Genomic DNA, 24718 nt, shown 5'->3' with positions numbered 1-24718 from the left:
GCACGCCGCGCGCTCCCGCGCCGCGGCGAGCGGCCCCGCGTGCCGGGTCCCCGGCGTCCGCCGGCCGGCGCGCGCGGCGCCCAGCAGCTCCGCGGCCCGCACCGGTTCCGCCTCGGCGGTGAGCAGGGCGAGCTGCTCCAGCGCCATGGCGAGGCCCGCCGGATCGCGGAATCCCCGCTGGAGGCCCAGGCACGCCCGGCTCAGGGCCCGTGCCCGCGCACCCTCGCCACTCCGCCGGTGCGCCTCCGCGAGCACATAGAGCGCGTACGACCGCGCCCACCGCTCACCACTCTCCGCTGCCATATCCCGGGCTTCCTCGCCGAGCCGGCGGGCCCCGCGGGTGTCGCCGGCCAGCGCGTGCGCCAGCGCGAGCTGCACCCGGGCCAGCAGCACCAGCGTGTTGAGCTCGCCCAGCCGGCGGAAGCGCTCCAGCGCCTCGCCGAGCAGCTCCCGCGCCCGGCGGGCGTCGTCGCCGGCCAGCGCGAGACAGCCGAGCATCTGGGTGGCATAGGCGGTGGCCGGCGCGTCACCGTGCTCCTCGGCCAGCTCGAGACACTCGTGCAGCGCGCCGAGCGCGCCCACCGCGTCGCCGTGCAGCACCCCGGCCATGCCGGCCACCCAGAGCGCCTTGGCGCGCGCCTCGGGCAGCTCGCCCTCCAGGGCGAGGGCCCGGTCCAGCCACCCCCGGCCCTCCGCCGCCCGCCCGCAGCCGAACCAGCAGAACCAGAGCGTGGCCGCGAGGTGCTGCCCGAGATGCACGTCCTCCGGACACCGAAGGCAGTAGTCCAGGGCGAGCCGCAGGTTCGGCAGCTCCCGCTCCGCGCGGGCGGCCACCTCCGCCTGCCGCGGCCCGAACCAGTCCAGCTCGCACCAGGTCGCCAGCCCCAGGTACCAGTCGCGGTGCCGCCGCCGCAGCCGCTCGGCCTCCCCGAGCCGGTGCAGCCAGCCCTCCCCGTACGCGCGCACGGTCTCCAGCATGCGGAACCGGGGGCGGCCGCCCGGACCCTCCGGCTCCTCCCGCTCCACCACGGACTGCGCCACCAGGGCGTCCAGCACCGGCAGCACCTCGGCCGCCGGCAGGTCCCCGCCCGCGCACACGTACTCGGCCGCTTCCAGGGCGAAGCCCCCGGCGAAGACCGTCAGCCGGGCCCACAGCAGGCGCTCCCGCGGCGAGCACAGCTCGTGGCTCCAGCCGGTCGCGGTGCGCAGCGCCGCGTGTCGCGGGAGACCGCCGTGCCGGCCGCCCGCCAGCACCCCGAAGCGGTCGTCGAGCCGCTCGGCGAGCTGGTCCGCGGAGAGCGTCCGCAGCCGCCCGGCGGCCAGTTCCAGGGCGAGCGGGAGTCCGTCCAGCCGGCGGCACAGGGCGGCCACTGCGGGGCGGGCGGCACCGGACGTGCCGAAGCCCGGGACCACGGCGGCGGCCCGGTCGCCGAACAGCTCCACCGCCTCCGCGTGCGGCAGCGGCCGCAGCGGGAACCGCCGTTCCCCGGCCGTCTCCAGCGGCCGCCGGCTCACCGCCAGCACCCGCAGTCCGGGGAACCGGCGGAGGAGTCCGGCCGCCAGCTCCGCGCACTCCGCGGCCAGGTGCTCGCAGCCGTCCAGGACCAGCAGCGCCTCGCCGCGCGCCAGCCGGCGGCGGAGGACGGCGTGGGGTGCTCCGCCGCGTCCGCCCGTCGGGCCCAGGGCCTCGGCGACCGCCCGGCCGAGCCCCGCGGCGTCGCGCACCGCGGAGAGCTCCACCAGCCACACACCGGCGCAGAAGCGATCCTGCACCCGCTCCGCGGCCTGCAGAGCGAGCCGCGTCTTGCCCACGCCGCCCGCGCCGGTGACCGTCACCAGCCGTGCCTCGCCCAGCGCCGCGCAGAGCCGGGAGGTCTCCGCACGGCGGCCCACGAACCGGTCGAGCGGGGCGGGGAGGTTGCCCAAGCGCCGCGGGAGCGTGGTGGCGTCGCGCGACGGCTGCGGGGCAGGCCCGGAAGACGGGGTACGCCGGGTACGCCGGGAACGCTCATGGTGCCGCATGGAACACGGAGCGTACTCGGTGGTAAGCGCACCGTACAATCGGCCTCGCTCCGGGCGGGGTGCCGCGCGGGCGCAGCAGGACAGACCGTTATTGCGGTACGGAGCTGTCGGCCGGGCGCGATAGGGTCGGAACCTGCCGCCGCACCCGGAGCGGGGCCGCACCGTGAGCGGCGGCCGACCCCCCCCGTACGACCCCCGAAGGAAGCGGTGCAGCGTGTCCGGTGGAGAAGTGGCCGGCCTTCTGGTGGCCGTCTTCTGGGCGATCCTGGTGTCGTTCCTCGCCGTGGTGCTGGTGAGGCTCGCGCAGACGCTCAAGGCGGCGACGAAGCTGGTGACCGGCGTGACGGAGCGAGCGGTCCCGCTGCTCGGCGAGGCCTCGGCGACCGTGCGCTCCGCGCAGAGCCAGCTCGACCGGGTCGACTCCATCGCCACCGACGTGCAGGAGGTCACCTCCAACGCCTCGGCGCTGGCCGGCACCGTCTCCTCGGTCTTCGGCGGGCCGCTGGTGAAGGTCGCCTCCTTCGGGTACGGCGTGCGGCGCGCCCTCGGCCGCCGGCGGCAGCCGCCGGAGCGGAGCGAGTCCGTGCTCGTCGGCCGTACGGTGCCCGCCGCCCGCCGCGGCGGCCGCAAGCGCGGAAGGAGCTGAACGCCCGTGTTCCGTCGCGCCTTCTGGTTCACCACCGGCGCCGCCGCCGGCGTCTGGGCCACCACCAAGGTCCACCGCAAGCTGCGTAGCCTCACCCCCGAGTCGCTCACCGCCCGTGCGGCCGACCGTGCCGTGGAGACCGGGCACCGGCTCCGTGACTTCGCGCTCGAGGTGCGCTCCGGCATGGCGCAGCGCGAGGAGGAACTGCACGACGCGCTGGGCCTGCACGCGCCCGCGGACGGCGGCCGGGCGGCCGGGCCCGCCGCCCTCGGCCCCGCGCCGGACCCGGCGACTCTGCCCGGCCGCCGGCCCGCACCGGCCCGCCCGAGCCACCCGACCCACCCGAACGACCGGAAAGAGGACCACTGATGGAGTCGGCTGAAATCCGCCGCCGCTGGCTGCGCTTCTTCGAGGAGCGGGGGCACACCGTCGTGCCGTCGGCGTCGCTGATCGCGGACGACCCGACGCTGCTGCTCGTCAACGCGGGCATGGTCCCCTTCAAGCCGTACTTCCTGGGGGAGTCCACGCCGCCCTACCCGCGCGCCGTCAGCGTGCAGAAGTGCGTGCGCACGCCGGACATCGAGGAGGTCGGCAAGACCACCCGGCACGGCACCTTCTTCCAGATGTGCGGCAACTTCTCCTTCGGCGACTACTTCAAGCGGGGGGCCGCCGAGCTCGCCTGGGAGCTGCTCACCACGCCTGTCGAGGACGGCGGATACGGGCTGGACCCGGAACGCCTGTGGATCACCGTCTACGAGGACGACGACGAGGCCGAGCGCATCTGGCGCGAGGACGTCGGGGTGCCCGCCGCACGCATCCAGCGCCTGGGCATGGAGGAGAACTACTGGTCCATGGGCGTCCCCGGCCCCTGCGGACCCTGCTCGGAGATCAATTACGACCGCGGCCCGGAGTTCGGCCCGGAGGGCGGCCCCGCCGTCAACGACGAGCGGTACGTGGAGATCTGGAACCTGGTCTTCATGCAGTACGAGCGCGGCGAGGGTTCGGGCAAGACCGACTTCCCGATCCTCGGCGAGCTGCCCACCAAGAACATCGACACCGGGCTCGGCCTGGAGCGGCTGGCGATGATCCTGCAGGGCGTGCACAACCTGTACGAGATCGACACCTCCCGCATGATCATCGACACGGCGGGCGAACTCACCGGCGTGCGCTACGGCGACGCCGAGGCGAGCGACGTGTCCCTGCGCGTGGTCGCCGACCACATCCGCACCGCCGTCATGCTGATCGGCGACGGCGTCACCCCGGGCAACGAGGGCCGTGGCTACGTGCTGCGCCGGATCATGCGCCGGGCCATCCGGAACATGCGCATCCTCGGCGCCTCCGGGCCCACCGTCGCCGAGCTGACCGACACGGTCATCAAGGCGATGGGGCCCCAGTACCCCGAGCTGGTGGAGGACCGCAAGCGTATCGAGACGGTGGCGCTCGCGGAGGAGGCCGCCTTCCTCAAGACGCTCCGGGCCGGCACCAACATCCTGGACACGGCGGTCGAGGAGACCCGCGCCGCCGGCGCCACCGTGCTCCCCGGCGACAAGGCGTTCCTGCTCCACGACACCTGGGGCTTCCCGATCGACCTCACCCTGGAGATGGCCGCCGAGCAGGGTCTGTCGGTGGACGAGGCCGGCTTCCGGCGGCTGATGAAGGAACAGCGGGAGCGCGCCAAGGCCGACGCCCGCGCCAAGAAGCAGGGCCACGCCGACCTCTCCGCCTACCGCGCCGTCGCGGACGAGGCGGGCGCCACGGTCTTCACCGGCTACACCGACACCGAGGGCGAGGCCACCGTGGTCGGCCTGCTGGTGGACGGCGTCTCCTCCCCGGCGGCCACCGAGGGCGACGAGGTCGAGGTCGTCCTGGACCGCACCCCCTTCTACGCCGAAGGTGGCGGCCAGCTCGCCGACACCGGCCGCATCCGGACGGCGAACGGCGCGGTGGTCGAGGTGCGTGACGTGCAGCAGCCGGTGCCCGGCGTCACCGTGCACAAGGGCGTCGTGCAGGTCGGTGAGGTCACCGTCGGCTCGTCCGGGTACGGCACGATCGATGTCACCCGGCGACGCTCCATCGCCCGTGCGCACAGCGCCACCCACCTCACCCACCAGGCGTTGCGGGACGCCCTGGGCCCGACGGCCGCGCAGGCCGGCTCGGAGAACTCCCCGGGCCGTTTCCGCTTCGACTTCGGCTCCCCGGCCGCCGTGCCCGGCACGGTCCTCACCGACGTGGAGCAGAAGATCAACGAGGTGCTCGCGCGGGAACTGGACGTCTCCGCCGAGGTCATGTCGCTGGACGCCGCCCGGAAGCAGGGCGCCCTCGCCGAGTTCGGCGAGAAGTACGGCGACCGGGTGCGGGTGGTGAGCATCGGCGACTTCTCGAAGGAGCTGTGCGGCGGCACCCATGTGCACAACACCGCGCAGCTCGGCCTGGTCAAGCTGCTCGGCGAGTCCTCCATCGGCTCCGGCGTGCGCCGGGTCGAGGCGCTGGTCGGGGTGGACGCCTACCGGTTCCTCGCCCGCGAGCACACCGTCGTCTCGCAGCTCACCGAGCTGCTCAAGGGCCGCCCGGAGGAGCTGCCGGAGAAGATCTCCGGGGTGCTCGGCCGGCTCAAGGAGGCCGAGCGGGAGATCGAGCGGTTCCGGGCCGAGAAGGTCCTCCAGGCCGCCGCCGGCATCGCCGGGGACGCCCGGGACGTGCGCGGCACCGCGCTCGCCGCGGCCCGGGTGCCGGACGGCACCACCGCGGACGACCTGCGCACCCTGGTGCTGGACGTGCGCGGCCGGCTGCAGGGCCGCCCCGCCGTGGTCGCCCTGTTCACGGTGACCAACGGCCGCCCGCTCACCGTCATCGCCGCCAACGACGGCGCCCGGGACCGCGGTCTCAAGGCCGGCGACCTGGTGCGTACGGCCGCCAAGGCACTCGGCGGCGGAGGCGGCGGCAAGCCCGACCTCGCCCAGGGCGGCGGCCAGAACCCGGAGGCCGTGGAGGAGGCCATGGCCGCGGTGGAGCGCCTGGTCGCCGAGAGCGCGAGCGCCTGATGCGGCGGGGCAGGCGGCTCGCCGTCGACGTCGGGGAGGCCCGTATCGGGGTCGCCGCGAGCGACCCCGACGGCCTGCTCGCCACGCCCGTGGAGACGGTGCCGGGCCGGGACGTGCCCGCCGCCCGGCGCCGTCTCGCCGCGCTCGCCGCGGAGTACGAGCCGCTGGAAATCGTCGTCGGGCTCCCGCGTTCGCTCAACGGGCGCGAGGGTCCGGCCGCGGGGAAGGCCCGCGCGTTCGCCGGGCAGCTTGCGAAGGACCTCGCCCCGCTGCCGGTGCGGCTGGTGGACGAGCGGATGAGCACCGTGACCGCGGCCCAGGGCATGCGGGCCTCCGGGGTGAGCGCGAAGAAGGGCCGGTCCCGGATCGACCAGGCGGCGGCCGTGGTGATCCTGCAGAGCGCCCTCGACACCGAACGAGCGACGGGGAACGCACCGGGTGAGTGCGTCGAGGTGGTTGTCTGATCGCCATACGGTAACGTGCCGCGCGACACGGCAGCCGCTCGAACACCAGCCCGCACAAGAGGGGGATGTCCGGATGGACGCCACACGCGCACACCGCCGCTGCCGCCTCGCGGCCCAAGGGGATCGATGACTGACTACGGCCGGGGTCCCGGCTCCCATCCGTGGCATCCGGAGGACCCGCTCTACGGTGACCACACGTACCCCGGCGGGCAGACGGGGGCCCGGCAGGAGGGCTGGGCCCCGTACGCCGAGGGCTACCAGGACCCCTACGGCGGCGCCTACGCCGACCCGTACGCCGGACAGCAGCAGTACGGCCAGCAGTACGGTCAGGAGTACGGGCAGGAGTACGGGCAGCAGCAGTACGGGCAGGGGTACGGACCGGAGCAGGACGCGTCCTACGGCCAGGCCGGGCACGGACAGCCGTACGCCCCCGGCCAGGACCCGTATGCGCAGGATCCCTATGCCACCGGCTCCTGGGACACCGGCTCCTGGGACGTCTCCGGTCAACAGCCCCAGGGCCCCCAGGACTTCGGCGGCGCCGGGCCGTACGGCGCCCCGCCCGCCGGGGCCTACGGCGCCGGCCCGCAGCAGCAGGCACAGCAGGGCGCCGGGAGCCACCCCGGCGGGCCGGGCCACCCGGCGCAGCGGCAGTCGCAGCAGGGCGGCGGGCACGCCCCGGGGCCCGGCGCCGCACAGGGAACCGGCCCGGGAGCCGGGCCCGGCGGCGCCGGCAGCGGGCGCCCGCAGGACGGCCCCGACCCGGAGACCGGCTGGGACCCGGGCCCGGACCAGGGCGAGTCGGCGTTCTTCCGGGACGACGACGGCGATGACCGGAGCGACCGGGGCGACCGGGACGGCCCGGACGACGACCCGTACGAGCCCGCGGGCCGCCGCGCCGGGCGCACCCGGCGCGGCGGCACCAAGCGGCGCAACGGATGCGCCTGCCTCACCGTGCTGCTGGTGCTCGGCGGCGGCCTGGCCACCGCCGGCTACTTCGGCGTGCAGTTCTACAACGAGCACTTCGGCGCGCCGCCCGACTACTCCGGCGAGGGCCACGGCGAGGTCCAGGTCACGATCCCGGAGGGCTCCACCCACTCCGACATCGGCAACATCCTCAAGAAGGCCGGGGTGGTGAAGAGCCACGACGCCTTCGTCGCCGCCGCCGGCGCCAACGAGAAGGCGCTGGGCATCCACGCGGGCGTCTACAGTCTGCACAAGGAGATGTCGGCCGAGGCCGCCGTCGAGATGATGCTCGACCCGGCGAGCCAGGGCGGCCTCATCGTGCCGGAGGGCAGGCGGGCCCGGCAGATCTACGCGCTCATCGACGAGGCCCTCGAGGAGAAGAAGGGCACCACGCAGAAGGCCGCGAAATCCGCCGACCTCGGCCTGCCGTCCTGGGCAAAGGGAGACCCCGAGGGCTTTCTCTTCCCCGCCAAGTACCCGGCGGGGAAGGACAGCACGCCCGAGGAGGTGCTCCGTGCCATGGTCGACCGGGCCAAGGCCGAGTACCGCAAGCTGAACCTGGAGAGCGAGGCGAAGAAGGCCGGCCGGACGCCGCGCGAGATGGTCACCATCGCGTCCCTGATCCAGGCGGAGGCCCAGGAGGACGCCGACTTCGGCAAGGTCTCCCGGGTCATCTACAACCGTCTCGAGAAGCCCATGAAGCTCCAGTTCGACTCGACGATCAACTATGCGAAGGGCGAGTCCGAGCTCAACACCAGTGTCGAGGACACCAAGTTCGACTCGCCCTACAACACCTATCTGCACCGCGGCCTGCCCCCCGGGCCCATCGACAACCCCGGGCTCAAGGCGATGCGGGCGGCCCTGGAGCCGACCGAGGGCGACTGGCTGTACTTCGTCAGCGTGAAGCCGGGCGACACCCGCTTCACCGCCAGCCACGAGGAACACCTGGAGAACGTCCGGGACTTCAACGCGTACCAGCGCAAGAAGAGGGAGGAGGACGGCTGATGACGGAACGCACCCGTGCCGCCGTCCTCGGCTCGCCCATCGCCCACTCGCTCTCACCCGTGCTGCACCGCGCCGCGTACGCGGAGCTCGGCCTGACGGAGTGGACGTACGACCGCTACGAGGTGGACGAGGACGGCATCGGGCCTTTCCTGCGCTCCCTGGGGCGGGAGTGGGCCGGGCTCTCCCTGACCATGCCGCTGAAGCGGGCCGTCCTCCCGTTCCTCGACGAGATCAGCCACACCGCCGCCTCGGTGGAGGCCGTCAACACCGTGGTCCTCACCGACGGCCGCCGCACCGGCGACAACACCGACATCCCCGGCATGGTCGCCGCGCTGCGCGAACGCGGCGTCACCCGGGTGGAGGAGGCCGCCGTGCTCGGCGCCGGGGCCACCGCCTCCTCGGCGCTCGCCGCCCTCGCCCGGATCTGCTCCGGTCCGGTCACGGCGTACGTCCGCAGCGAGGACCGGGCCCGCCAGATGCGCGGCTGGGGCGAGCGGCTGGGCGTGGCCGTCCGCACCGCCCCCTGGGCCGAGGCGGCCCGGGGCCTGGCGGCTCCGCTGGTCGTGGCCACCACCCCGGCGGGCACCACCGACGCCCTGGCCGCGGAGGTGCCCGCCGCCCCCGGGGCGCTCTTCGACGTCCTCTACGAGCCCTGGCCGACGCCGCTGGCCGCGGCCTGGTCCGGGCGTGGCGGCACCGTGGTGGGCGGGCTGGACCTGCTGGTGCACCAGGCGGTGCTCCAGGTCGAGCAGATGACCGGGCGCGCCCCCGCCCCGCTGGCGGCCATGCGCGCGGCCGGGGAGGCGGCGCTCGCCACCCGCGCCGCCTGACCCTCCGCCCGCGACGGCCGCTCCGCCCGCCCGGTCCGCGGAGACCCGTCTCCGGCAGCTCCTCCGGCGGTCCGGGCCGCCGGACACGCCGTGCCGCCGAGGTGACACAGTACGTCCGGCTGCCGGACGGCGGACCCTCACACGGCCCGGACGTGGGAGGATCGGTGCAGGCAGACAGAGCGCTGAAGGCGCGAGACCGAGGAGCACCGTTGAGCAGGTTGCGCTGGCTGACGGCCGGGGAGTCGCACGGACCCGCACTCGTGGCGACGCTGGAAGGGCTGCCCGCCGGTGTGCCCGTCACCACGGACATGGTGGCGGACGCGCTGGCGCGGCGGCGGCTGGGATACGGCCGCGGCGCGCGGATGAAGTTCGAGCGCGACGAGGTGACCTTCCTCGGCGGCGTACGGCACGGGCTGACCCTCGGCTCCCCGGTGGCCGTCCAGGTGGGCAACACCGAGTGGCCGAAGTGGGAGCAGGTGATGGCCGCCGACCCGGTCGACCCCGCGGAGCTGGCGGAACTCGCCCGCAACGCCCCGCTGACCCGGCCCCGGCCCGGCCACGCCGACCTGGCGGGCATGCAGAAGTACGGCTTCGCCGAGGCGCGCCCCGTCCTGGAGCGGGCCAGCGCGCGGGAGACCGCGGCCCGGGTGGCGCTCGGCACCGTGGCCCGCTCGTACCTGCGGGAGACCACCGGCATCGAGATCGTCTCCCATGTCGTGGAGCTCGGCGGGGCGCGGGCGCCGTACGGCGTCCACCCGGAGCCGGGAGACGTGGAGCGGCTCGACGCCGACCCGGTGCGCTGCCTCGACGCCGACGCGAGCAAGGCGATGGTCGCGGAGATCGACCAGGCCCACAAGGACGGCGACACCCTCGGCGGCGTGGTCGAGGTGCTGGCGTACGGCGTGCCGGTGGGGCTCGGCTCGCACGTCCACTGGGACCGGCGGCTGGACTCCCGGCTGGCCGGCGCCCTCATGGGCATCCAGGCGATCAAGGGCGTCGAGGTCGGCGACGGCTTCGGCCTCGCCCGGGTGCCGGGATCCCGCGCGCACGACGAGATCCTCGCCACCGAGCAGGGCGTCCGCCGCGCCTCCGGCCGCGCCGGCGGCACCGAGGGCGGGCTGAGCACCGGCGAGCTGCTCCGGGTGCGCGCCGCGATGAAGCCGATCGCGACCGTGCCGCGGGCCCTGGCCACCGTCGACGTCACCACCGGCGAGGCCGCCCAGGCCCACCATCAGCGCTCCGACGTGTGCGCGGTGCCGGCGGCCGGGATCGTCGCCGAGGCCATGGTCGCGCTGGTGCTGGCCGACGCCGTGGCGGAGAAGTTCGGCGGGGACAGCGTGCGGGAGACCCGGCGCAACGTCACCGGCTACCTCGAGAACCTGGAGATCGTGTGACCGCCCCCGCCGTCGTCCTCGTCGGCCCGCCCGGCGCCGGCAAGTCCACCGTGGGTGCGCTGCTCGCCGAGCGGCTCGGCACCACGCTGCGCGACACCGACGCCGACGTGGTGGAGACCGCGGGGAAGCCCGTCGCGGACCTCTTCCTCGACGAGGGCGAGCCGCACTTCCGCGAGCTGGAGAAGGCCGCCGTACGCGCCGCCGTGGCGGAGCACGAGGGCGTGCTGGCCCTCGGCGGCGGCGCCGTCCTCGCGCCCGAGACCCGGCGGCTGCTGGCCGGGCTGCCCGTGGTCTTCCTCGACCTCGACGTGGGCGCCGCGGTCAAGCGGGTCGGGCTGGACGCCCCGCGCCCGCTGCTCACCGTCAATCCGCGGCAGCAGTGGCGCACCCTGATGGCGGAGCGCCGGCCGCTGTACACCGAGGTCGCCCGTGCCGTGGTCGGCACCGGCGACCGTACGCCCGAGGAGGTCGCCGAGGCCGTCCTCGACGCATTGGAGCTCAAGCACGCATGACAGTCACCGAAGCGACCGAAGCCACCGGACCCGGCGAGCCGCTGCGCATCACCGTGGGCGGCAGTGCGGGCACCGCGCCGTACGACGTGCTCATCGGCCGGCAGCTGCTGGGCGAGCTGGCGCCGCTGATCGGCCGTGCCGCCCGGCGGGTGGCCGTGCTGCACCCGGAGGCGCTGGCCGAGACCGGCGAGGTGCTCCGCGACGACCTGTCCGCCGAGGGGTACGAGGCCGTCGCCGTCCAGTTGCCGAACGCCGAGGAGTCCAAGACCGCCGAGGTGGCGGCCTACTGCTGGAAGGCACTCGGCCAGACCGGATTCACCCGTACCGACGTGATCGTGGGCGTCGGCGGTGGCGCCACCACCGACGTCGCGGGCTTTGTGGCGGCGACCTGGCTGCGCGGGGTGCGCTGGATCGCGGTGCCCACCACCGTGCTCGGCATGGTGGACGCCGCCGTCGGCGGCAAGACCGGCATCAACACCGCCGAGGGCAAGAACCTGGTCGGCGCCTTCCACCCGCCCGCCGGGGTGCTCTGCGACCTCGCCGCCCTGGACTCGCTGGCCGTGCACGACTACGTCAGCGGGCTCGCCGAGGTCGTCAAGGCCGGTTTCATCGCCGACCCGGCGATCCTCGATCTGATCGAGAAGGACCCGGAGGCCGCCCGCACCCCGGCCGGGCCGCACACCGCCGAGCTGATCGAGCGCTCCGTGCGGGTCAAGGCCGAGGTGGTCTCCTCGGACCTCAGGGAGTCCGGGCGCCGGGAGATCCTCAACTACGGTCACACCCTCGGGCACGCCATCGAGAAGAACGAGCGCTACAACTGGCGGCACGGCGCCGCCGTCTCGGTCGGCATGGTCTTCGCCGCGGAACTCGGCCGCATCGCCGGCCGGCTCGACGACGCCACCGCGGACCGCCACCGCAGCGTGCTGACCGCGCTCGGGCTGCCGGTGACCTACCGGGGCGACCAGTGGCCCAGGCTGCTGGAGACGATGCGGGTGGACAAGAAGTCCCGCGGTGACCTGCTGCGCTTCATCGTCCTGGAGGGCCTCGCCCGCCCGGCCGTGCTGGAGGGGCCCGACCCGGCGATGCTGCTCGCCGCACACGCGGAGATCGCCGAGGGCGGCGCATGAGCACCCGGCGGGTCCTGGTCCTCAACGGCCCCAACCTCGGCCGCCTCGGCTCCCGCGAGCCCGACGTCTACGGCTCCACGTCCTACGCCGGGCTCGTCGAGCGCTGCACCACGCTCGGCAAGGAACTCGGCCTGGAGGTGGAGGTGCGGGAGACCAACGACGAGGGGGAGCTGATCCGCTGGCTGCACGAGGCCGCGGACGGCCGGGTCCCGGTGGTGCTCAACCCGGGCGCCTTCACGCACTACTCGTACGCCATGCGGGACGCGGCGGCCCAGCGCACCGCCCCCCTGATCGAGGTGCACATCTCCAACCCGTACACCCGGGAGGAGTTCCGCCACACCTCGGTCGTCGCGGCGGTCGCCAGCGGCACCGTGGCGGGCTTCGGCATCGGCTCCTACGAGCTCGCGCTGCGGGCCCTGGTCGGCGACCCGCCGGGCTGAGCGGCACGGGAGCGCGTCACCGGACCGCGACGGGACCGCGACGGGTACGCCCCGGAACGGCGCGCGGCACGCCGAACCGGGGCCGTCCGGCACACCGCAGTGGCCCGGGAGGGTACCGTTCGGTTCGTACGATCACCGGACCGACGGAGTGGGGGGCGGATGCAGCAGTACGGGGGGCAGCAGCCCGTCCCTCCTCCGGACGGCGGCCGCGGGTACGCGCACGGGCCCCAGGTCCCGCGTCCCCCGCACGCTCCGCACCCGGCAGCTCCGCCCGCGCCCCCCGCCCGGCCCGGTTGGACGGGCCCCGCGCACCGTGCCCCGGCCCCGCCGGGCGTCCCCGCACCCCCGCCCGCGCGGCCCCCGGCCCCGCCCGCCGGTCCGGCGCCGGGCGCGCCCTCCGCTCCGCCCTCCCGGGAGGCCACCGGCCACGTTCAGCTCCCGCCCGGCGGCCCCGTGGAGGCGCCCGCACCCGACGCCGACCCGGAGCAGCTCGACGCGACGCGGGCGGCGGTCGCGGTGCTGCTGATCGGCCCGGCCGGAGCCGGCAAGACCACCGTCGCCCGGTACTGGGCGGACCGGCGGGCGGTGCCCACCGCGCACATCAGTCTGGACGACGTGCGGGAGTGGGTGCGCTCCGGCTTCGCCGACCCGCAGTCCGGCTGGAACGACCACTCCGAGGCGCAGTACCGCCTCGCCCGCCGCACCTGCGGCTTCGCCGCCCGCAACTTCCTGGCCAACGGCATCTCCTGCATCCTCGACGACGCGGTCTTCCCCGACCGGCCCGTCATCGGCCTCGGCGGCTGGAAGCGGCACGTCGGCCCCGGGCTGATCCCGGTGGTGCTGCTGCCCGGTCTGGAGGTGGTGCTGGACCGGAACGCCGAGCGCAGCGGGAACCGCCGCCTCACCGACGAGGAGGTCGCCCGGATCCACGGCCGGATGGCCGGGTGGTACGGGTCCGGGCTGCCGATCATCGACAACTCGCGGCAGGACGTGGCCACCACCGCACGGATGCTCGACGACTGCGTGGCCCGCAGCCTCACCAGCCCGCCGAGCTGGTGACCGGACGGGTCGCCCGCACGGACCTTCCCGACCGGCCCCGCCGGGCCCGGCCCCGTACCCTCGCGATATGTCCGACGTGCACGTGTCCCGCCGCACCCGGCTGCGTGAACGCTGTGCGGCGCACGGCAGCGCCGCACGCGCGGTGCTGGTGACCCGGCAGGCCAATGTCCGCTATCTCACCGGCGCGGCGGGGGAGGACCACGTCCTGCTGCTGGGACCCGACGGCCGGGACACCCTGCTCGGCACCGGGGGCGCCGAGCAGGCGGGCGACCCCGCGCTGCGGGTGGTGCCGCCCGGCGACGAGGGGCCGGACCCGGCCGTGGCAGGCGCCGGGCTGGCGGCCCGCACCGGCGCGGACACGCTGGCCGTCGAGGAGCACGACCTGACCGTCGCCCGGCACCGCGCGCTCGCGGCGGCCGCCCCCGGGCTGCGCTTCGCCGACCTCGGGCACGCCGTCGAGCAGCTCCGGCTGGTGAAGGACGAGGAGGAGATCGCCGCGCTGCGGATCGCGGCCGAGATCACCGACCAGGCCCTGGGCGAGCTGCTGGAGTCCATCCTCGTCGGCCGCACCGAGCGGCATCTCGCACTGGAGCTGGAGCGCCGGCTCATCGACCACGGGGCCGAGGGCCCGGCCTTCCCCACCTCCGTCGCGGGTGGTGAGCACGCCGGGATCGCCGGGCACGTGCCCACCGACCGCCGGGTGGAGGAGGGGGACTTCCTCGCGGTCGCGCTGGGCGCCTGCTACCGCGGCTACCGTTGCCGCATCGGTCGTACGTTCGTCATCGGCACCGCGCCCGCGGACTGGCAGATCGAGCTCTACGAGCTGGTCTTCGCCGCCCAGCGCGCCGGCCGGGAGGCGCTGGTGCCGGGCGCCGCCTGCCGGGACGTGGACCGCGCCGCGCGCCAGGTGCTGGCGGCCGCGGGCCACACCGAGGAGGCCGCACCCTGGACCGGACGCGGCGTCGGTCTGGAAATCGGGGAGGAGCCTCGGCTGGCACCGGACGCCATGGGTAAACTGGACGCTTGTGTGCCGGTCACCGTCGAACCGGGGGTCCACCTCCCGGGACGGGGCGGAGTCCGGATCGACGACACGCTCGTCGTCCGCCCGCAGGCGGACGGCGGACCCGAGCTACTCACCATCACGACCAAGGAGCTGCTCGCCCTGTGACCCACGGGCTGCGGCTCCGGGTCACCGCAGCAGCAGTCTCAGGAGATTCCGCAACCGTGGCCACCACGAACGACCTCAAGAACGGCATGGTGCTCAAGCTCGACGGCGACCAGCTCTGGTCCGTCGTCGAGTTCCAGCACGTCAAGCCCGGTAAGGGCCCCGCCTTCGTCCGCACCAAGCTGAAGAACGTGCTCTCCGGCAAGATCGTCGACAAGACCTTCAACGCGGGCACCAAGGTCGAGACGGCCACCGTGGACCGACGCGCCATGCAGTTCTCCTACATGGACGGCGAGTACTTCGTCTTCATGGACATGGAGACCTACGACCAGATGCACATCACCCGCGAGATCGTCGGCACCGCCGCGAACTACCTCGTGGAGGGTTTCGAGGCGACCGTCGCCGTCTACCAGGACAACCCGCTCTTCGTGGAGCTGCCCGCCGCCGTGGAGCTCACCATCGAGCACACCGAGCCGGGCGTCCAGGGCGACCGCTCCACCGGCGGCAGCAAGCCGGCCCGCCTGGAGACCGGCTACGAGGTGGGCGTTCCGCTCTTCATCACCACCGGCGAGAAGATCAAGGTCGACACCCGGTCCGGCGAGTACCTCGGCCGGGTGAGCGGCTAACCGTGGCAGCCCGCAGCAAGGCCCGCAAGCGCGCCTTCCAGATCCTTTTCGAGGCCGACCAGCGCGGCCGGGCGGTCACGGACGTTCTGGGGGACTGGATACGGCACGCCCGGACCGACGACCGGCAGCCCCCGGTCAGCGAGTACACCCGGCAGCTCGTGGAGGGGTACGCCGAGCACGCCGGGCGCATCGACGAGCTGCTCGCGGCCTACTCCGTGGGCTGGACGCTGGACCGGATGCCCGACGTGGACCGCAGCATCCTGCGCCTCGGCGCCTACGAGCTGCTCTGGTCGGAGGAGACGCCGGACGCCGTCGTGCTCGACGAGGCGGTGCAGCTCGCGAAGGAGTTCTCCACCGACGACTCGCCGAACTTCATCAACGGCCTGCTCGGCCGGCTCAAGGAGCTCGGCCCCAGCCTGAAGCGGTGAGGCCCCGCCGGATGCCGTGAGCGGCACCGGCCGGCAGCGCACGAGGGGGCCCGGACGCACGGCGTCCGGGCCCCCTCGGCCTCTCCGGTCTTCCCGTGGCGGCCGTTCCCGGCCGCCCCGGAGGCTCAGCCCTCGTCGTGCGAGACGGCGCGGCGCGCGTCGGCGTCCAGCACGCCCCAGCTGATGAGCTGCTCGGTCAGCACCGAGGGCGACTGGTCGTAGATCACCGCGAGCGTGCGCAGGTCGTCCTGCCGGATCGAGAGCACCTTGCCGTTGTAGTCGCCGCGCTGGCTCTGGATGGTCGCGGCGTACCGCTGCAGCGGCCCGGCCTTCTCGGCGGGCACTCCTGCCAGCCGCTCCAGATCGAGCACGAGCTTCGGCGGCGGCTCCGCCGCGCCCCCGGGCGTGGTGCCGGGCAGCAGCTCCTGCACCGGGACGCCGTAGAAGTCCGCCAGCTCGGCGAGGCGCTGGACCGTCACCGCACGGTCCCCGCGCTCGTACGAGCCGACCACGACTGCCTTCCAGCGGCCCTGGGACTTCTCCTCGACCCCGTGGAGTGAGAGGCCTTGCTGAGTGCGGATGGCCCGGAGCTTGGCTCCGAGCTGTTTGGCGTATTCGCTGGACATAGGGCTCCCCGGACGACGTCTTGGTAACTCACTGTGAGATTACGCAGCGTAATGTGCGCCGTCAAGCCGAACGGGCTCCGGTAACCGCCGATCAGGTCGAATACGGCGGGCGACGACCCGGTGCGGCCGTGCGGTCGCCCGGTGTGGCCAGGCGGCTCCCCGCCGGCCCGGCGGCGCCCCCGGTCCGGTGCGGAGCAGGCCGCCTGCTACGGTTGACGGCGCACATCCCCGACGTCCTTTAAGACCGTCCCGTGAGGCGGAGAAGGAGGTCCGTTCGCCATGGATTCCATGGACGGAAACGGCAGCGCACGCGCCGGCACAGCCCGCCCCGTGCTGGAGGCCCCCGACATCGCGCGGGTCCTCACCCGTATCGCCCACGAGATCGTCGAGCGCGCCAAGGGCGCCGACGACGTGGTCCTGCTCGGCATCCCCACCCGAGGCGTCTTCCTCGCCCGCCGGCTGGCGGCCAAGCTCGCCGAGATCACCGGCCGCACCACCCCGGTCGGCTCCCTCGACATCACCATGTACCGCGACGACCTGCGGATGCGCCCGGCGCGGGCGCTGGCCCGCACGGAGATCCCCGCCGACGGCGTGGACGGCCGCCTCGTCGTCCTCGTCGACGACGTGCTCTTCTCCGGCCGCACCATCCGCGCCGCCCTCGACGCCCTGGGCGACATCGGCCGGCCGCGCGCCGTGCAGCTCGCCGTGCTGGTCGACCGCGGCCACCGCGAGCTGCCCATCCGCGCCGACTACGTCGGCAAGAACCTCCCCACGTCGCTGCGCGAAACGGTCCGGGTCCAGCTCACCGAGGAGGACGGCCGCGACGGCGTGCTCCTGGGGGCCCGCGGCACCGCCCCGCCCGCCGCCCGCTAGCGGCGCGCCCGTACGCCCCCGGAGCCGCGCCCCGTGGGCCCGGCCGCCCCGCGCGGGCCCGCGCCCGGGCCCGGTGGCGGACGCCCGCGCACCCGCACGCCCCAGCACTCCTCCCACCCCGTGAGGCACCAGATGAAGCGCCACCTCACCTCGGCCGCCGACCTGAGCCGCGACGACGCCGTCCTCATCCTCGACACCGCCGAGGAGATCGCCCGGGTCAGCGACCGGCCGATCAAGAAGCTGCCGACGCTGCGCGGCCGCACCGTGGTCAACCTCTTCTTCGAGGACTCCACCCGCACCCGGATCTCCTTCGAGGCCGCGGCCAAGCGGCTCTCGGCCGACGTCATCAACTTCTCCGCCAAGGGCTCCTCGGTCTCCAAGGGCGAGTCCCTCAAGGACACCGCGCTCACCCTGGAGGCCATGGGCGCCGACGCCGTGGTCATCCGGCACCACGACTCCGGCGCACCGCACCGGCTGGCCACCTCGGGGTGGATCGGCGGCTCCGTGGTGAACGCCGGCGACGGCACCCACGAGCACCCCACCCAGGCCCTGCTGGACGCCTTCACCATGCGGGGCCGGCTGTCCGGCACCGGCACCGGGCAGGACCTGGCGGGGCGCCGCGTCACCATCGTCGGGGACATCCTGCACAGCCGGGTGGCCCGCTCCAACGTCCATCTGCTGAGCACCCTGGGCGCGCACGTCACCCTGGTCGCGCCGCCCACCCTGGTCCCGGTCGGGGTCGGGAGCTGGCCCTGCGAGGTCTCCTACGACCTCGACGCCGTGCTCCCGGACACCGACGCGGTGATGATGCTGCGCGTCCAGCGTGAGCGGATGAACGCCGCCTTCTTCCCCACCGAGCGCGAGTACGCGCGCCGCTACGGCCTGGACGGCGCCCGGATGGCCCGGATGCCGGAACACGCCCTGGTGATGCACCCCGGCCCGATGAACCGCGGCATGGAGATCACCGCCGAGGTCGCCGACTCGCCCCGCTGCACCGCCGTCGAGCAGGTCACGAACGGCGTCAGCATCCGGATGGCCGTCCTGTACCTGCTGCTCGGCGGCAGCGAGCCCGCCGTGTCCCCCCGCACCGAGGAGAACGACCGATGAGCAAGACCCTGATCCGCGGCGCGCAGCTCCTGGGCGGCGACCCCACGGACGTGCTGATCGACGGCGAGACCGTCGCCGGGGTGGGTCCCGGGCTCGACGCCGCGGGCGCCCAGGTGGTGGACGCGGACGGCCTGGTGCTGCTGCCCGGCCTGGTCGACCTGCACACACACCTGCGCGAGCCCGGCCGCGAGGACTCCGAGACGGTGCTCACCGGCACCCGGGCCGCCGCCCAGGGCGGCTTCACCGCCGTCCACGCGATGGCCAACACCTTCCCCGTCGCGGACACCGCGGGCGTCGTCGAGCAGGTCTGGCGGCTCGGCCGGGAGTCCGGCTACTGCGACGTCCAGCCCGTCGGCGCCGTCACCGTCGGGCTGGAGGGCCGCCAGCTCGCCGAGCTCGGCGCCATGCACGACTCCGCCGCCGGCGTGCGGGTCTTCTCCGACGACGGCAAGTGCGTCGACGACGCCGTGATCATGCGCCGGGCGCTGGAGTACGTGAAGGCCTTCGACGGCGTCGTCGCCCAGCACGCGCAGGAGCCCCGGCTCACCGAGGGCGCGCAGATGAACGAGGGCGTGGTCTCCGCCGAGCTCGGCCTCGGCGGCTGGCCCGCGGTGGCCGAGGAGTCGATCATCTCCCGGGACGTGCTGCTCGCCGCCCACGTCGGCTCCCGGGTGCACGTCTGCCACCTCTCCACCGCCGGTTCCGTGGAGATCGTCCGCTGGGCGAAGTCCAAGGGCTGGCGCGTCACCGCCGAGGTCACCCCGCACCACCTGCTGCTCACCGACGAGCTCGTACGCTCCTACGACCCGGTCTACAAGGTGAACCCGCCGCTGCGCACCGAGGCCGACGTGCTGGCACTGCGCGAGGCCCTGGCCGACGGCACCATCGACTGCGTGGCGACGGACCACGCCCCGCACCCACACGAGGACAAGGACTGCGAGTGGGGTGCCGCCGCCATGGGCATGGTCGGCCTGGAGACCGCGCTCTCCGTCGTCCAGCACACCATGGTCGACACGGGGATGCTCGGCTGGGACGCGATCGCGGACCGCATGGCGTACCGGCCCGCAGCCATCGGCCGTCTCGCCGGCCACGGCCGGCCCGTCTCACCCGGTGAGCCAGCCAACCTCACCCTGGTCGACCCGGCCTACCGTGGACAGGTGGACCCCGCGGGCTTCGCCTCCCGCAGCCGCAACACCCCCTACGAGGGCCGCGAGCTGCCCGGACGCGTCCAGCACACCTTCCTGCGGGGCACACCGACGGTCATGGACGGGAAGCTGCAGTGAACCAACCGAACGCCCCGCACCCGCACCCCCTGGACGCCGTCACCGGCCTGGCGGCCGCGGCACGGAAGTCGCAGGAGGTCACCGACTGGGCCGAGCGCATCGGCTGGACGGTCGGCCTGCTCCTCTTCGTCCTGCTGCTCTACTGGCTGATGCGGCAGGGCTGGAAGTGGCGCGCCACCCTCCAGAGCGACCTGCCCGAGCTGCCCGAGCCGCCGGACCCGTCGGCCGGGAGCGGCGACGCCCGGCTCCGCCTGACCGGCCGCTACCACGGCACCACGACCGCCGGGCAGTGGCTCGACCGGATCGTCGCCCACGGACTGGGCACCCGCAGCCGCGCCGAGCTGCTCCTCACCGACGCCGGCGTGACCGTGCTCCGGCCCGGGGCCCGGGACTTCCACATCCCCGCCGACCGGCTGCGCGGCGCCCGGCTCGACACCGGCATCGCCGGCAAGGTGCTCACCGAGGGCGGGCTGCTGGTGATCAGCTGGTCCCACGGGGAGCGCCGGCTCGACTCCGGCTTCCGCTCCGACCACGCCGCCGAGCACCCCGAGTGGGTCACCGCGGTGAACGCACTGACGACCACCCAGGAGGGTGCACGATGACGACCCCCGCCAGGAGCGCCGACCGGACCCCCGCCGTACTCGTCCTCGAGGACGGCCGCACCTTCCGCGGCCGGGCCTACGGCGCCGTGGGCGAGACCTTCGGCGAGGCGGTCTTCAACACCGGCATGACCGGCTACCAGGAGACCCTCACCGACCCCTCCTACCACCGCCAGGTGGTCGTCATGACCGCCCCGCACATCGGCAACACCGGTGTCAACGACGAGGACCCGGAGTCCCGCCGGATCTGGGTGGCCGGCTACGTCGTCCGCGACCCGGCCCGGGTGCCCTCCAACTGGCGCTCGGTGCGGACCCTGGACGAGGAGCTCGCCGCCCAGGGCGTGGTCGGCATCAGCGGTGTCGACACCCGCGCCCTCACCCGCCACCTGCGGGAACGCGGTGCCATGCGGGTGGGCGTCTTCTCCGGTCCCGCGGTCCGCGGCGCCGACGAGGCGGCGCTGCTGGCCCGGGTGCAGCAGGCGCCGCAGATGTCCGGCGCCGACCTCTGCGGCGAGGTGGCGACCACCGAGCCGTACGTCGTCCCGGCCCACGGCACCCGGCGCCTCACGGTCGCCGCGGTGGACCTCGGCATCAAGGGCATGACCCCGCACCGGATGGCCGAGCGGGGGATAGAGGTCCACGTGCTGCCCGCCCACACCACGCTGGAGCAGCTCTACGCGGTCCGCCCGGACGGTGTCTTCTTCTCCAACGGCCCGGGCGACCCGGCCGCCGCCGGGCACCCCGTCGAGCTGATGCGCGGGGTCCTGGAGCGCGGCACACCGCTCTTCGGGATCTGCTTCGGCAACCAGATCCTGGGCCGCGCCCTGGGCTTCGGCACCTTCAAGCTCAAGTACGGTCACCGCGGGATCAACCAGCCCGTGCAGGACCGCACCACCGGCAAGGTCGAGGTGACCGCGCACAACCACGGGTTCGCCGTGGACGCGCCGCTCGACCGCGTCACCGACACCCCCTACGGCCGGGCCGAGGTCTCCCACGTCTGTCTCAACGACGACGTGGTGGAGGGCCTGCGGCTGCTCGACCGGCCGGCCTTCAGCGTCCAGTACCACCCCGAAGCGGCCGCGGGCCCGCACGACGCCGCCTACCTCTTCGACCGCTTCGTCCAGCTCATGGAGGGCCAGCGTGCCTAAGCGCACCGACATCCAGTCCGTCCTGGTGATCGGCTCCGGTCCGATCGTGATCGGTCAGGCTGCCGAGTTCGACTACTCGGGCACGCAGGCCTGCCGGGTGCTGAAGTCCGAGGGCCTCCGCGTCGTCCTGGTGAACTCCAACCCGGCGACGATCATGACCGACCCGGAGATCGCCGACGCCACCTACGTGGAGCCGATCACCCCGGACTTCGTGGAACGCATCATCGCCAAGGAGCGCCCGGATGCCCTGCTGGCGACCCTGGGCGGCCAGACCGCGCTGAACACCGCCATCTCCCTGCACCAGGACGGCACCCTGGAGAAGTACGGCGTCGAGCTGATCGGCGCGAACGTCGAGGCGATCCACAAGGGCGAGGACCGGGACCGCTTCAAGGAGGTCGTGGACGCGGTCCGGGAACAGACCGGCCACGGCGAGTCGGCCCGCTCGGTGATCTGCCACTCCATGGAGGAGGTCCTGGCGGGCGTGGAGGGGCTCGGCGGTTACCCCGTCGTCGTGCGCCCCTCCTTCACCATGGGCGGCGCCGGCTCCGGCTTCGCCCACGACGAGGACGAACTGCGCCGCATCGCCGGCCAGGGGCTCTCGCTGTCCCCCACCACCGAGGTGCTGCTGGAGGAGTCCATCCTCGGCTGGAAGGAGTACGAGCTGGAGCTGATGCGCGACCGGAACGACAACGTCGTGGTCGTCTGCTCCATCGAGAACTTCGACCCCATGGGCGTGCACACCGGCGACTCGGTCACCGTCGCCCCGGCGATGACCCTCACCGACCGCGAGTACCAGGTGCTGCGGGACATCGGCATCGCCGTGATCCGCGAGGTCGGGGTGGACACCGGCGGCTGCAACATCCAGTTCGCCGTCAACCCCGAGGACGGCCGGGTCGTGGTGATCGAGATGAACCCCCGCGTCTCCCGCTCCTCGGCGCTGGCCTCCAAGGCCACCGGTTTCCCGATCGCCAAGATCGCCGCCCGGCTCGCCGTGGGCTACACCCTGGACGAGATCCCCAACGACATCACGGAGCAGACCCCGGCCTCCTTCGAGCCGGCCCTGGACTACGTGGTGGTCAAGGTCCCGCGCTTCGCCTTCGAGAAGTTCCCGGCGGCGGACAACACCCTCACCACCACGATGAAGTCCGTCGGCGAGGCCATGGCCATCGGGCGGAACTTCCCGGAGGCGCTCAACAAGGCGCTGCGCTCGCTGGAGAAGAAGGACTCGCAGTTCGACTTCACCGGCGCGCCCGGCGACAAGGACGAGCTGCTCGCGGCCGCCGCCCGGCCCACCGACGGCCGGGTCAACACGGTGATGGCCGCCATCCGGGCCGGCGCCACCCGTGCCGAGGTCTTCGCCGCCACCCGGATCGACCCCTGGTTCACCGACCAGCTCTTCCTGATCAAGGAGATCGCCGACGAGGTGGCGGCCGCACCGCGGCTGGACGGCGAGGTGCTGGCCGAGGCCAAGCGGCACGGCCTCTCCGACGCGCAGCTGGCCGCCCTCCGCGGCCTGCGTGAGGACGTGGTCCGCGAGGTCCGGCACGCCCTCGGTGTCCGGCCGGTGTACAAGACGGTCGACACCTGCGCCGCCGAGTTCGCCGCCCGCACCCCGTACTTCTACTCCTCCTACGACGAGGAGACCGAGGTCGCCCCGCGGGAGAAGCCCGCGGTGATCATCCTGGGCTCCGGGCCCAACCGCATCGGGCAGGGCATCGAGTTCGACTACTCCTGCGTGCACGCCTCCTTCGCCCTGCACGACGCCGGCTACGAGACCGTGATGGTCAACTGCAACCCGGAGACCGTCTCCACCGACTACGACACCTCCGACCGGCTCTACTTCGAGCCGCTCACGCTGGAGGACGTGCTGGAGATCGTGCACGCCGAGCGGCAGGCGGGGCCGGTCGCCGGGGTCGTCGTCCAGCTCGGCGGGCAGACCCCGCTGGGCCTCGCCCACGGGCTCAAGGACAACGGCGTGCCGATCGTCGGCACCTCTCCGGAGGCGATCAACCTCGCCGAGGAGCGCGGCGCCTTCGGCCGGGTGCTCACCGAGGCCGGGCTGCCCGCGCCCAAGTACGGCACGGCGTACTCCTTCGCCGAGGCCCGGGACATCGCCGCCGGGATCGGCTACCCGGTCATGGTCCGGCCCTCCTACGTCCTCGGCGGCCGCGGCATGGAGATCGTCTACGACGAGCCCTCGCTGGAGGCCTACCTCACCCGGCACGCCGGGCTGATCTCCGAGCACCCGGTGCTGATCGACCGCTTCCTCGACGACGCCATCGAGATCGACGTGGACGCCCTCTACGACGGTCACGAGCTCTATCTCGGCGGCGTCATGGAGCACATCGAGGAGGCCGGCATCCACTCGGGCGACTCCGCCTGCGCCCTGCCCCCGATCACCCTGGGTGGCCACGACGTCAAGCGACTGCGCGCCTCCACCGAGGCCATCGCGCGTGGCGTGGGGGTGCGCGGACTGATCAACATCCAGTTCGCACTGGCCGGGGACATCCTCTACGTCCTGGAGGCCAACCCGCGGGCGTCCCGCACCGTGCCCTTCACCTCCAAGGCGACCGCGGTGCCGCTGGCCAAGGCCGCCGCCCGGATCTCGCTGGGCGCCACCGTCGCCGAACTCCGCGCCGAGGGCATGCTCCCCGCCACCGGCGACGGCGGCACGCTGCCGATGGACGCGCCGATCTCCGTCAAGGAGGCGGTGATGCCCTGGACGCGGTTCCGGGACGTGCACGGGCGCGGGGTGGACACCGTCCTCGGGCCGGAGATGCGGTCCACCGGCGAGGTCATGGGCATCGACTCGGTGTTCGGCACCGCCTACGCCAAGTCGCAGGCGGCCGCGTACGGCGCGCTGCCGACCCGGGGCCGGGCCTTCGTCTCGGTGGCCAACCGGGACAAGCGGTCCATGATCTTCCCGGCCCGGGAACTGGTGGCCATGGGCTTCGAACTGCTGGCCACCTCCGGCACCGCGGAGGTCCTCCGCCGCAACGGCATCGACGCCACCGTGGTGCGCAAGCACAGCGAGGGGGAGGGGCCGGACGGCGAGAAGACCATCGTCCAGCTCATCCACGACGGCCAGGTCGACCTGATCGTCAACACCCCCTACGGCACCGGCGGCCGCCTGGACGGCTACGACATCCGCACCGCCGCCGTCGCCCGCTCCGTCCCCTGCCTGACCACCGTGCAGGCCCTCGCCGCCGCCGTGCAGGGCATCGAGGCGACCGGCCGCGGCGAGGTCGGCGTCCGCTCCCTCCAGGAGCACGCGGGGCACCTGAACGCGGCGCGGAACGCGTGACCCGCGTGCCCGGCCGTACGCCGTCCGGCGGCGTACGGCCGGGCACGGCCCCCCGC

Annotated in this window: 22 protein-coding genes; 20 read left to right on the top strand and 2 right to left on the bottom strand. The window is 74.0% G+C overall.

Translation table 11 applies throughout. The annotated features are described in order from the left end of the window. Positions 1 to 1926: AAA family ATPase (locus HOY81_RS12550; protein ID WP_237320389.1), on the bottom strand; the 1926-nt coding region annotated here is incomplete at its 3' end. 310 nt (positions 1927 to 2236) lie between these two features. Between HOY81_RS12550 and HOY81_RS12545 the strand changes: the two genes are divergently transcribed. From HOY81_RS12545 to nusB, 14 genes are all read left to right on the top strand, one after another. Next, the gene (locus HOY81_RS12545) at positions 2237 to 2668 is read left to right on the top strand and encodes a DUF948 domain-containing protein (RefSeq protein WP_237320388.1); all 432 of its coding nucleotides are present in this window, start codon (positions 2237 to 2239) and stop codon (positions 2666 to 2668) included. A gap of 6 nt (positions 2669 to 2674) precedes the next feature. Continuing rightward, the gene (locus HOY81_RS12540) at positions 2675 to 3037 is read left to right on the top strand and encodes a DUF6167 family protein (protein WP_237320387.1); all 363 of its coding nucleotides are present in this window, start codon (positions 2675 to 2677) and stop codon (positions 3035 to 3037) included. Then, positions 3037 to 5709, top strand: a complete 2673-nt coding sequence (gene alaS, locus HOY81_RS12535) for an alanine--tRNA ligase (protein ID WP_237320386.1) — start codon at positions 3037 to 3039, stop codon at positions 5707 to 5709. Before HOY81_RS12540 ends, alaS begins: the two co-directional genes overlap by 1 nt. Continuing rightward, positions 5709 to 6173 (top strand): Holliday junction resolvase RuvX, encoded by a 465-nt coding sequence (gene ruvX, locus HOY81_RS12530; protein ID WP_237320385.1) that lies wholly within the window; start codon positions 5709 to 5711, stop codon positions 6171 to 6173. Before alaS ends, ruvX begins: the two co-directional genes overlap by 1 nt. Before the next feature lie 126 nt (positions 6174 to 6299). Then, the gene (gene mltG, locus HOY81_RS12525; RefSeq protein WP_237320384.1) at positions 6300 to 8141 is read left to right on the top strand and encodes an endolytic transglycosylase MltG; all 1842 of its coding nucleotides are present in this window, start codon (positions 6300 to 6302) and stop codon (positions 8139 to 8141) included. Further along, positions 8141 to 8971 carry a shikimate dehydrogenase gene (locus HOY81_RS12520; RefSeq protein WP_237320383.1) on the top strand — a complete coding sequence of 277 codons (831 nt, stop codon included), beginning with the start codon at positions 8141 to 8143 and terminating at the stop codon, positions 8969 to 8971. Before mltG ends, HOY81_RS12520 begins: the two co-directional genes overlap by 1 nt. 209 nt (positions 8972 to 9180) lie before the next feature. Further along, positions 9181 to 10365, top strand: coding sequence for a chorismate synthase (gene aroC / locus HOY81_RS12515; protein WP_237320382.1), 1185 nt, complete (start codon positions 9181 to 9183; stop codon positions 10363 to 10365). Continuing rightward, entirely contained in the window at positions 10362 to 10877 is a 516-nt protein-coding gene (locus HOY81_RS12510) for a shikimate kinase (protein ID WP_237320381.1), read from the top strand. The genes aroC and HOY81_RS12510 overlap by 4 nt, the downstream gene beginning before the upstream one ends. Then, complete coding sequence (gene aroB / locus HOY81_RS12505; protein ID WP_237320380.1) at positions 10874 to 12004, top strand: 3-dehydroquinate synthase; 1131 nt, start codon at positions 10874 to 10876, stop codon at positions 12002 to 12004. Before HOY81_RS12510 ends, aroB begins: the two co-directional genes overlap by 4 nt. Further along, positions 12001 to 12444 carry a type II 3-dehydroquinate dehydratase gene (gene aroQ, locus HOY81_RS12500; RefSeq protein ID WP_237320379.1) on the top strand — a complete coding sequence of 148 codons (444 nt, stop codon included), beginning with the start codon at positions 12001 to 12003 and terminating at the stop codon, positions 12442 to 12444. Before aroB ends, aroQ begins: the two co-directional genes overlap by 4 nt. 159 nt (positions 12445 to 12603) lie before the next feature. Continuing rightward, positions 12604 to 13503 carry an AAA family ATPase gene (locus tag HOY81_RS12495; RefSeq protein WP_237320378.1) on the top strand — a complete coding sequence of 300 codons (900 nt, stop codon included), beginning with the start codon at positions 12604 to 12606 and terminating at the stop codon, positions 13501 to 13503. Between the two features lie 67 nt (positions 13504 to 13570). Then, positions 13571 to 14671, top strand: coding sequence for an aminopeptidase P family protein (locus tag HOY81_RS12490; RefSeq protein WP_237320377.1), 1101 nt, complete (start codon positions 13571 to 13573; stop codon positions 14669 to 14671). A gap of 56 nt (positions 14672 to 14727) precedes the next feature. Then, complete coding sequence (gene efp / locus HOY81_RS12485) at positions 14728 to 15294, top strand: elongation factor P (RefSeq protein WP_237320376.1); 567 nt, start codon at positions 14728 to 14730, stop codon at positions 15292 to 15294. Between the two features lie 2 nt (positions 15295 to 15296). Continuing rightward, a complete protein-coding gene (gene nusB / locus HOY81_RS12480; RefSeq protein ID WP_237320375.1) occupies positions 15297 to 15722 on the top strand; it encodes a transcription antitermination factor NusB in 426 nt (141 codons plus the stop codon). 125 nt (positions 15723 to 15847) lie between these two features. Here the strand turns inward: nusB and bldD are convergent, their stop codons facing one another. Then, a complete protein-coding gene (gene bldD / locus HOY81_RS12475; RefSeq protein WP_237320374.1) occupies positions 15848 to 16348 on the bottom strand; it encodes a transcriptional regulator BldD in 501 nt (166 codons plus the stop codon). 288 nt (positions 16349 to 16636) lie between these two features. Between bldD and pyrR the strand changes: the two genes are divergently transcribed. The 6 genes from pyrR to carB all read left to right on the top strand — a co-directional run bounded on the left by pyrR (position 16637) and on the right by carB (position 24662). Continuing rightward, on the top strand, positions 16637 to 17221 hold the full coding sequence (gene pyrR / locus HOY81_RS12470) for a bifunctional pyr operon transcriptional regulator/uracil phosphoribosyltransferase PyrR (protein ID WP_237320393.1): 585 nt from the start codon (positions 16637 to 16639) through the stop codon (positions 17219 to 17221). Between the two features lie 132 nt (positions 17222 to 17353). Continuing rightward, positions 17354 to 18328 (top strand): aspartate carbamoyltransferase catalytic subunit, encoded by a 975-nt coding sequence (locus HOY81_RS12465; protein WP_237320373.1) that lies wholly within the window; start codon positions 17354 to 17356, stop codon positions 18326 to 18328. Continuing rightward, positions 18325 to 19611 carry a dihydroorotase gene (locus tag HOY81_RS12460; protein ID WP_237320372.1) on the top strand — a complete coding sequence of 429 codons (1287 nt, stop codon included), beginning with the start codon at positions 18325 to 18327 and terminating at the stop codon, positions 19609 to 19611. The genes HOY81_RS12465 and HOY81_RS12460 overlap by 4 nt, the downstream gene beginning before the upstream one ends. Next, on the top strand, positions 19608 to 20213 hold the full coding sequence (locus tag HOY81_RS12455) for a hypothetical protein (protein WP_237320371.1): 606 nt from the start codon (positions 19608 to 19610) through the stop codon (positions 20211 to 20213). Before HOY81_RS12460 ends, HOY81_RS12455 begins: the two co-directional genes overlap by 4 nt. Beyond that, positions 20210 to 21358 carry a glutamine-hydrolyzing carbamoyl-phosphate synthase small subunit gene (carA, locus tag HOY81_RS12450; RefSeq protein ID WP_237320370.1) on the top strand — a complete coding sequence of 383 codons (1149 nt, stop codon included), beginning with the start codon at positions 20210 to 20212 and terminating at the stop codon, positions 21356 to 21358. Before HOY81_RS12455 ends, carA begins: the two co-directional genes overlap by 4 nt. After that, a complete protein-coding gene (gene carB / locus HOY81_RS12445; protein WP_237320369.1) occupies positions 21351 to 24662 on the top strand; it encodes a carbamoyl-phosphate synthase large subunit in 3312 nt (1103 codons plus the stop codon). The genes carA and carB overlap by 8 nt, the downstream gene beginning before the upstream one ends. The last annotated feature ends 56 nt before the right edge of the window (positions 24663 to 24718 follow it).

This window comes from Streptomyces sp. JJ36 (assembly GCF_021696945.1).
In the GTDB taxonomy this organism is placed as follows: Bacteria; Actinomycetota; Actinomycetes; order Streptomycetales; family Streptomycetaceae; genus Streptomyces.
Note: the sequence above shows the minus strand (reverse complement) of the source record. Positions and strands in the feature narration are given on the sequence as shown.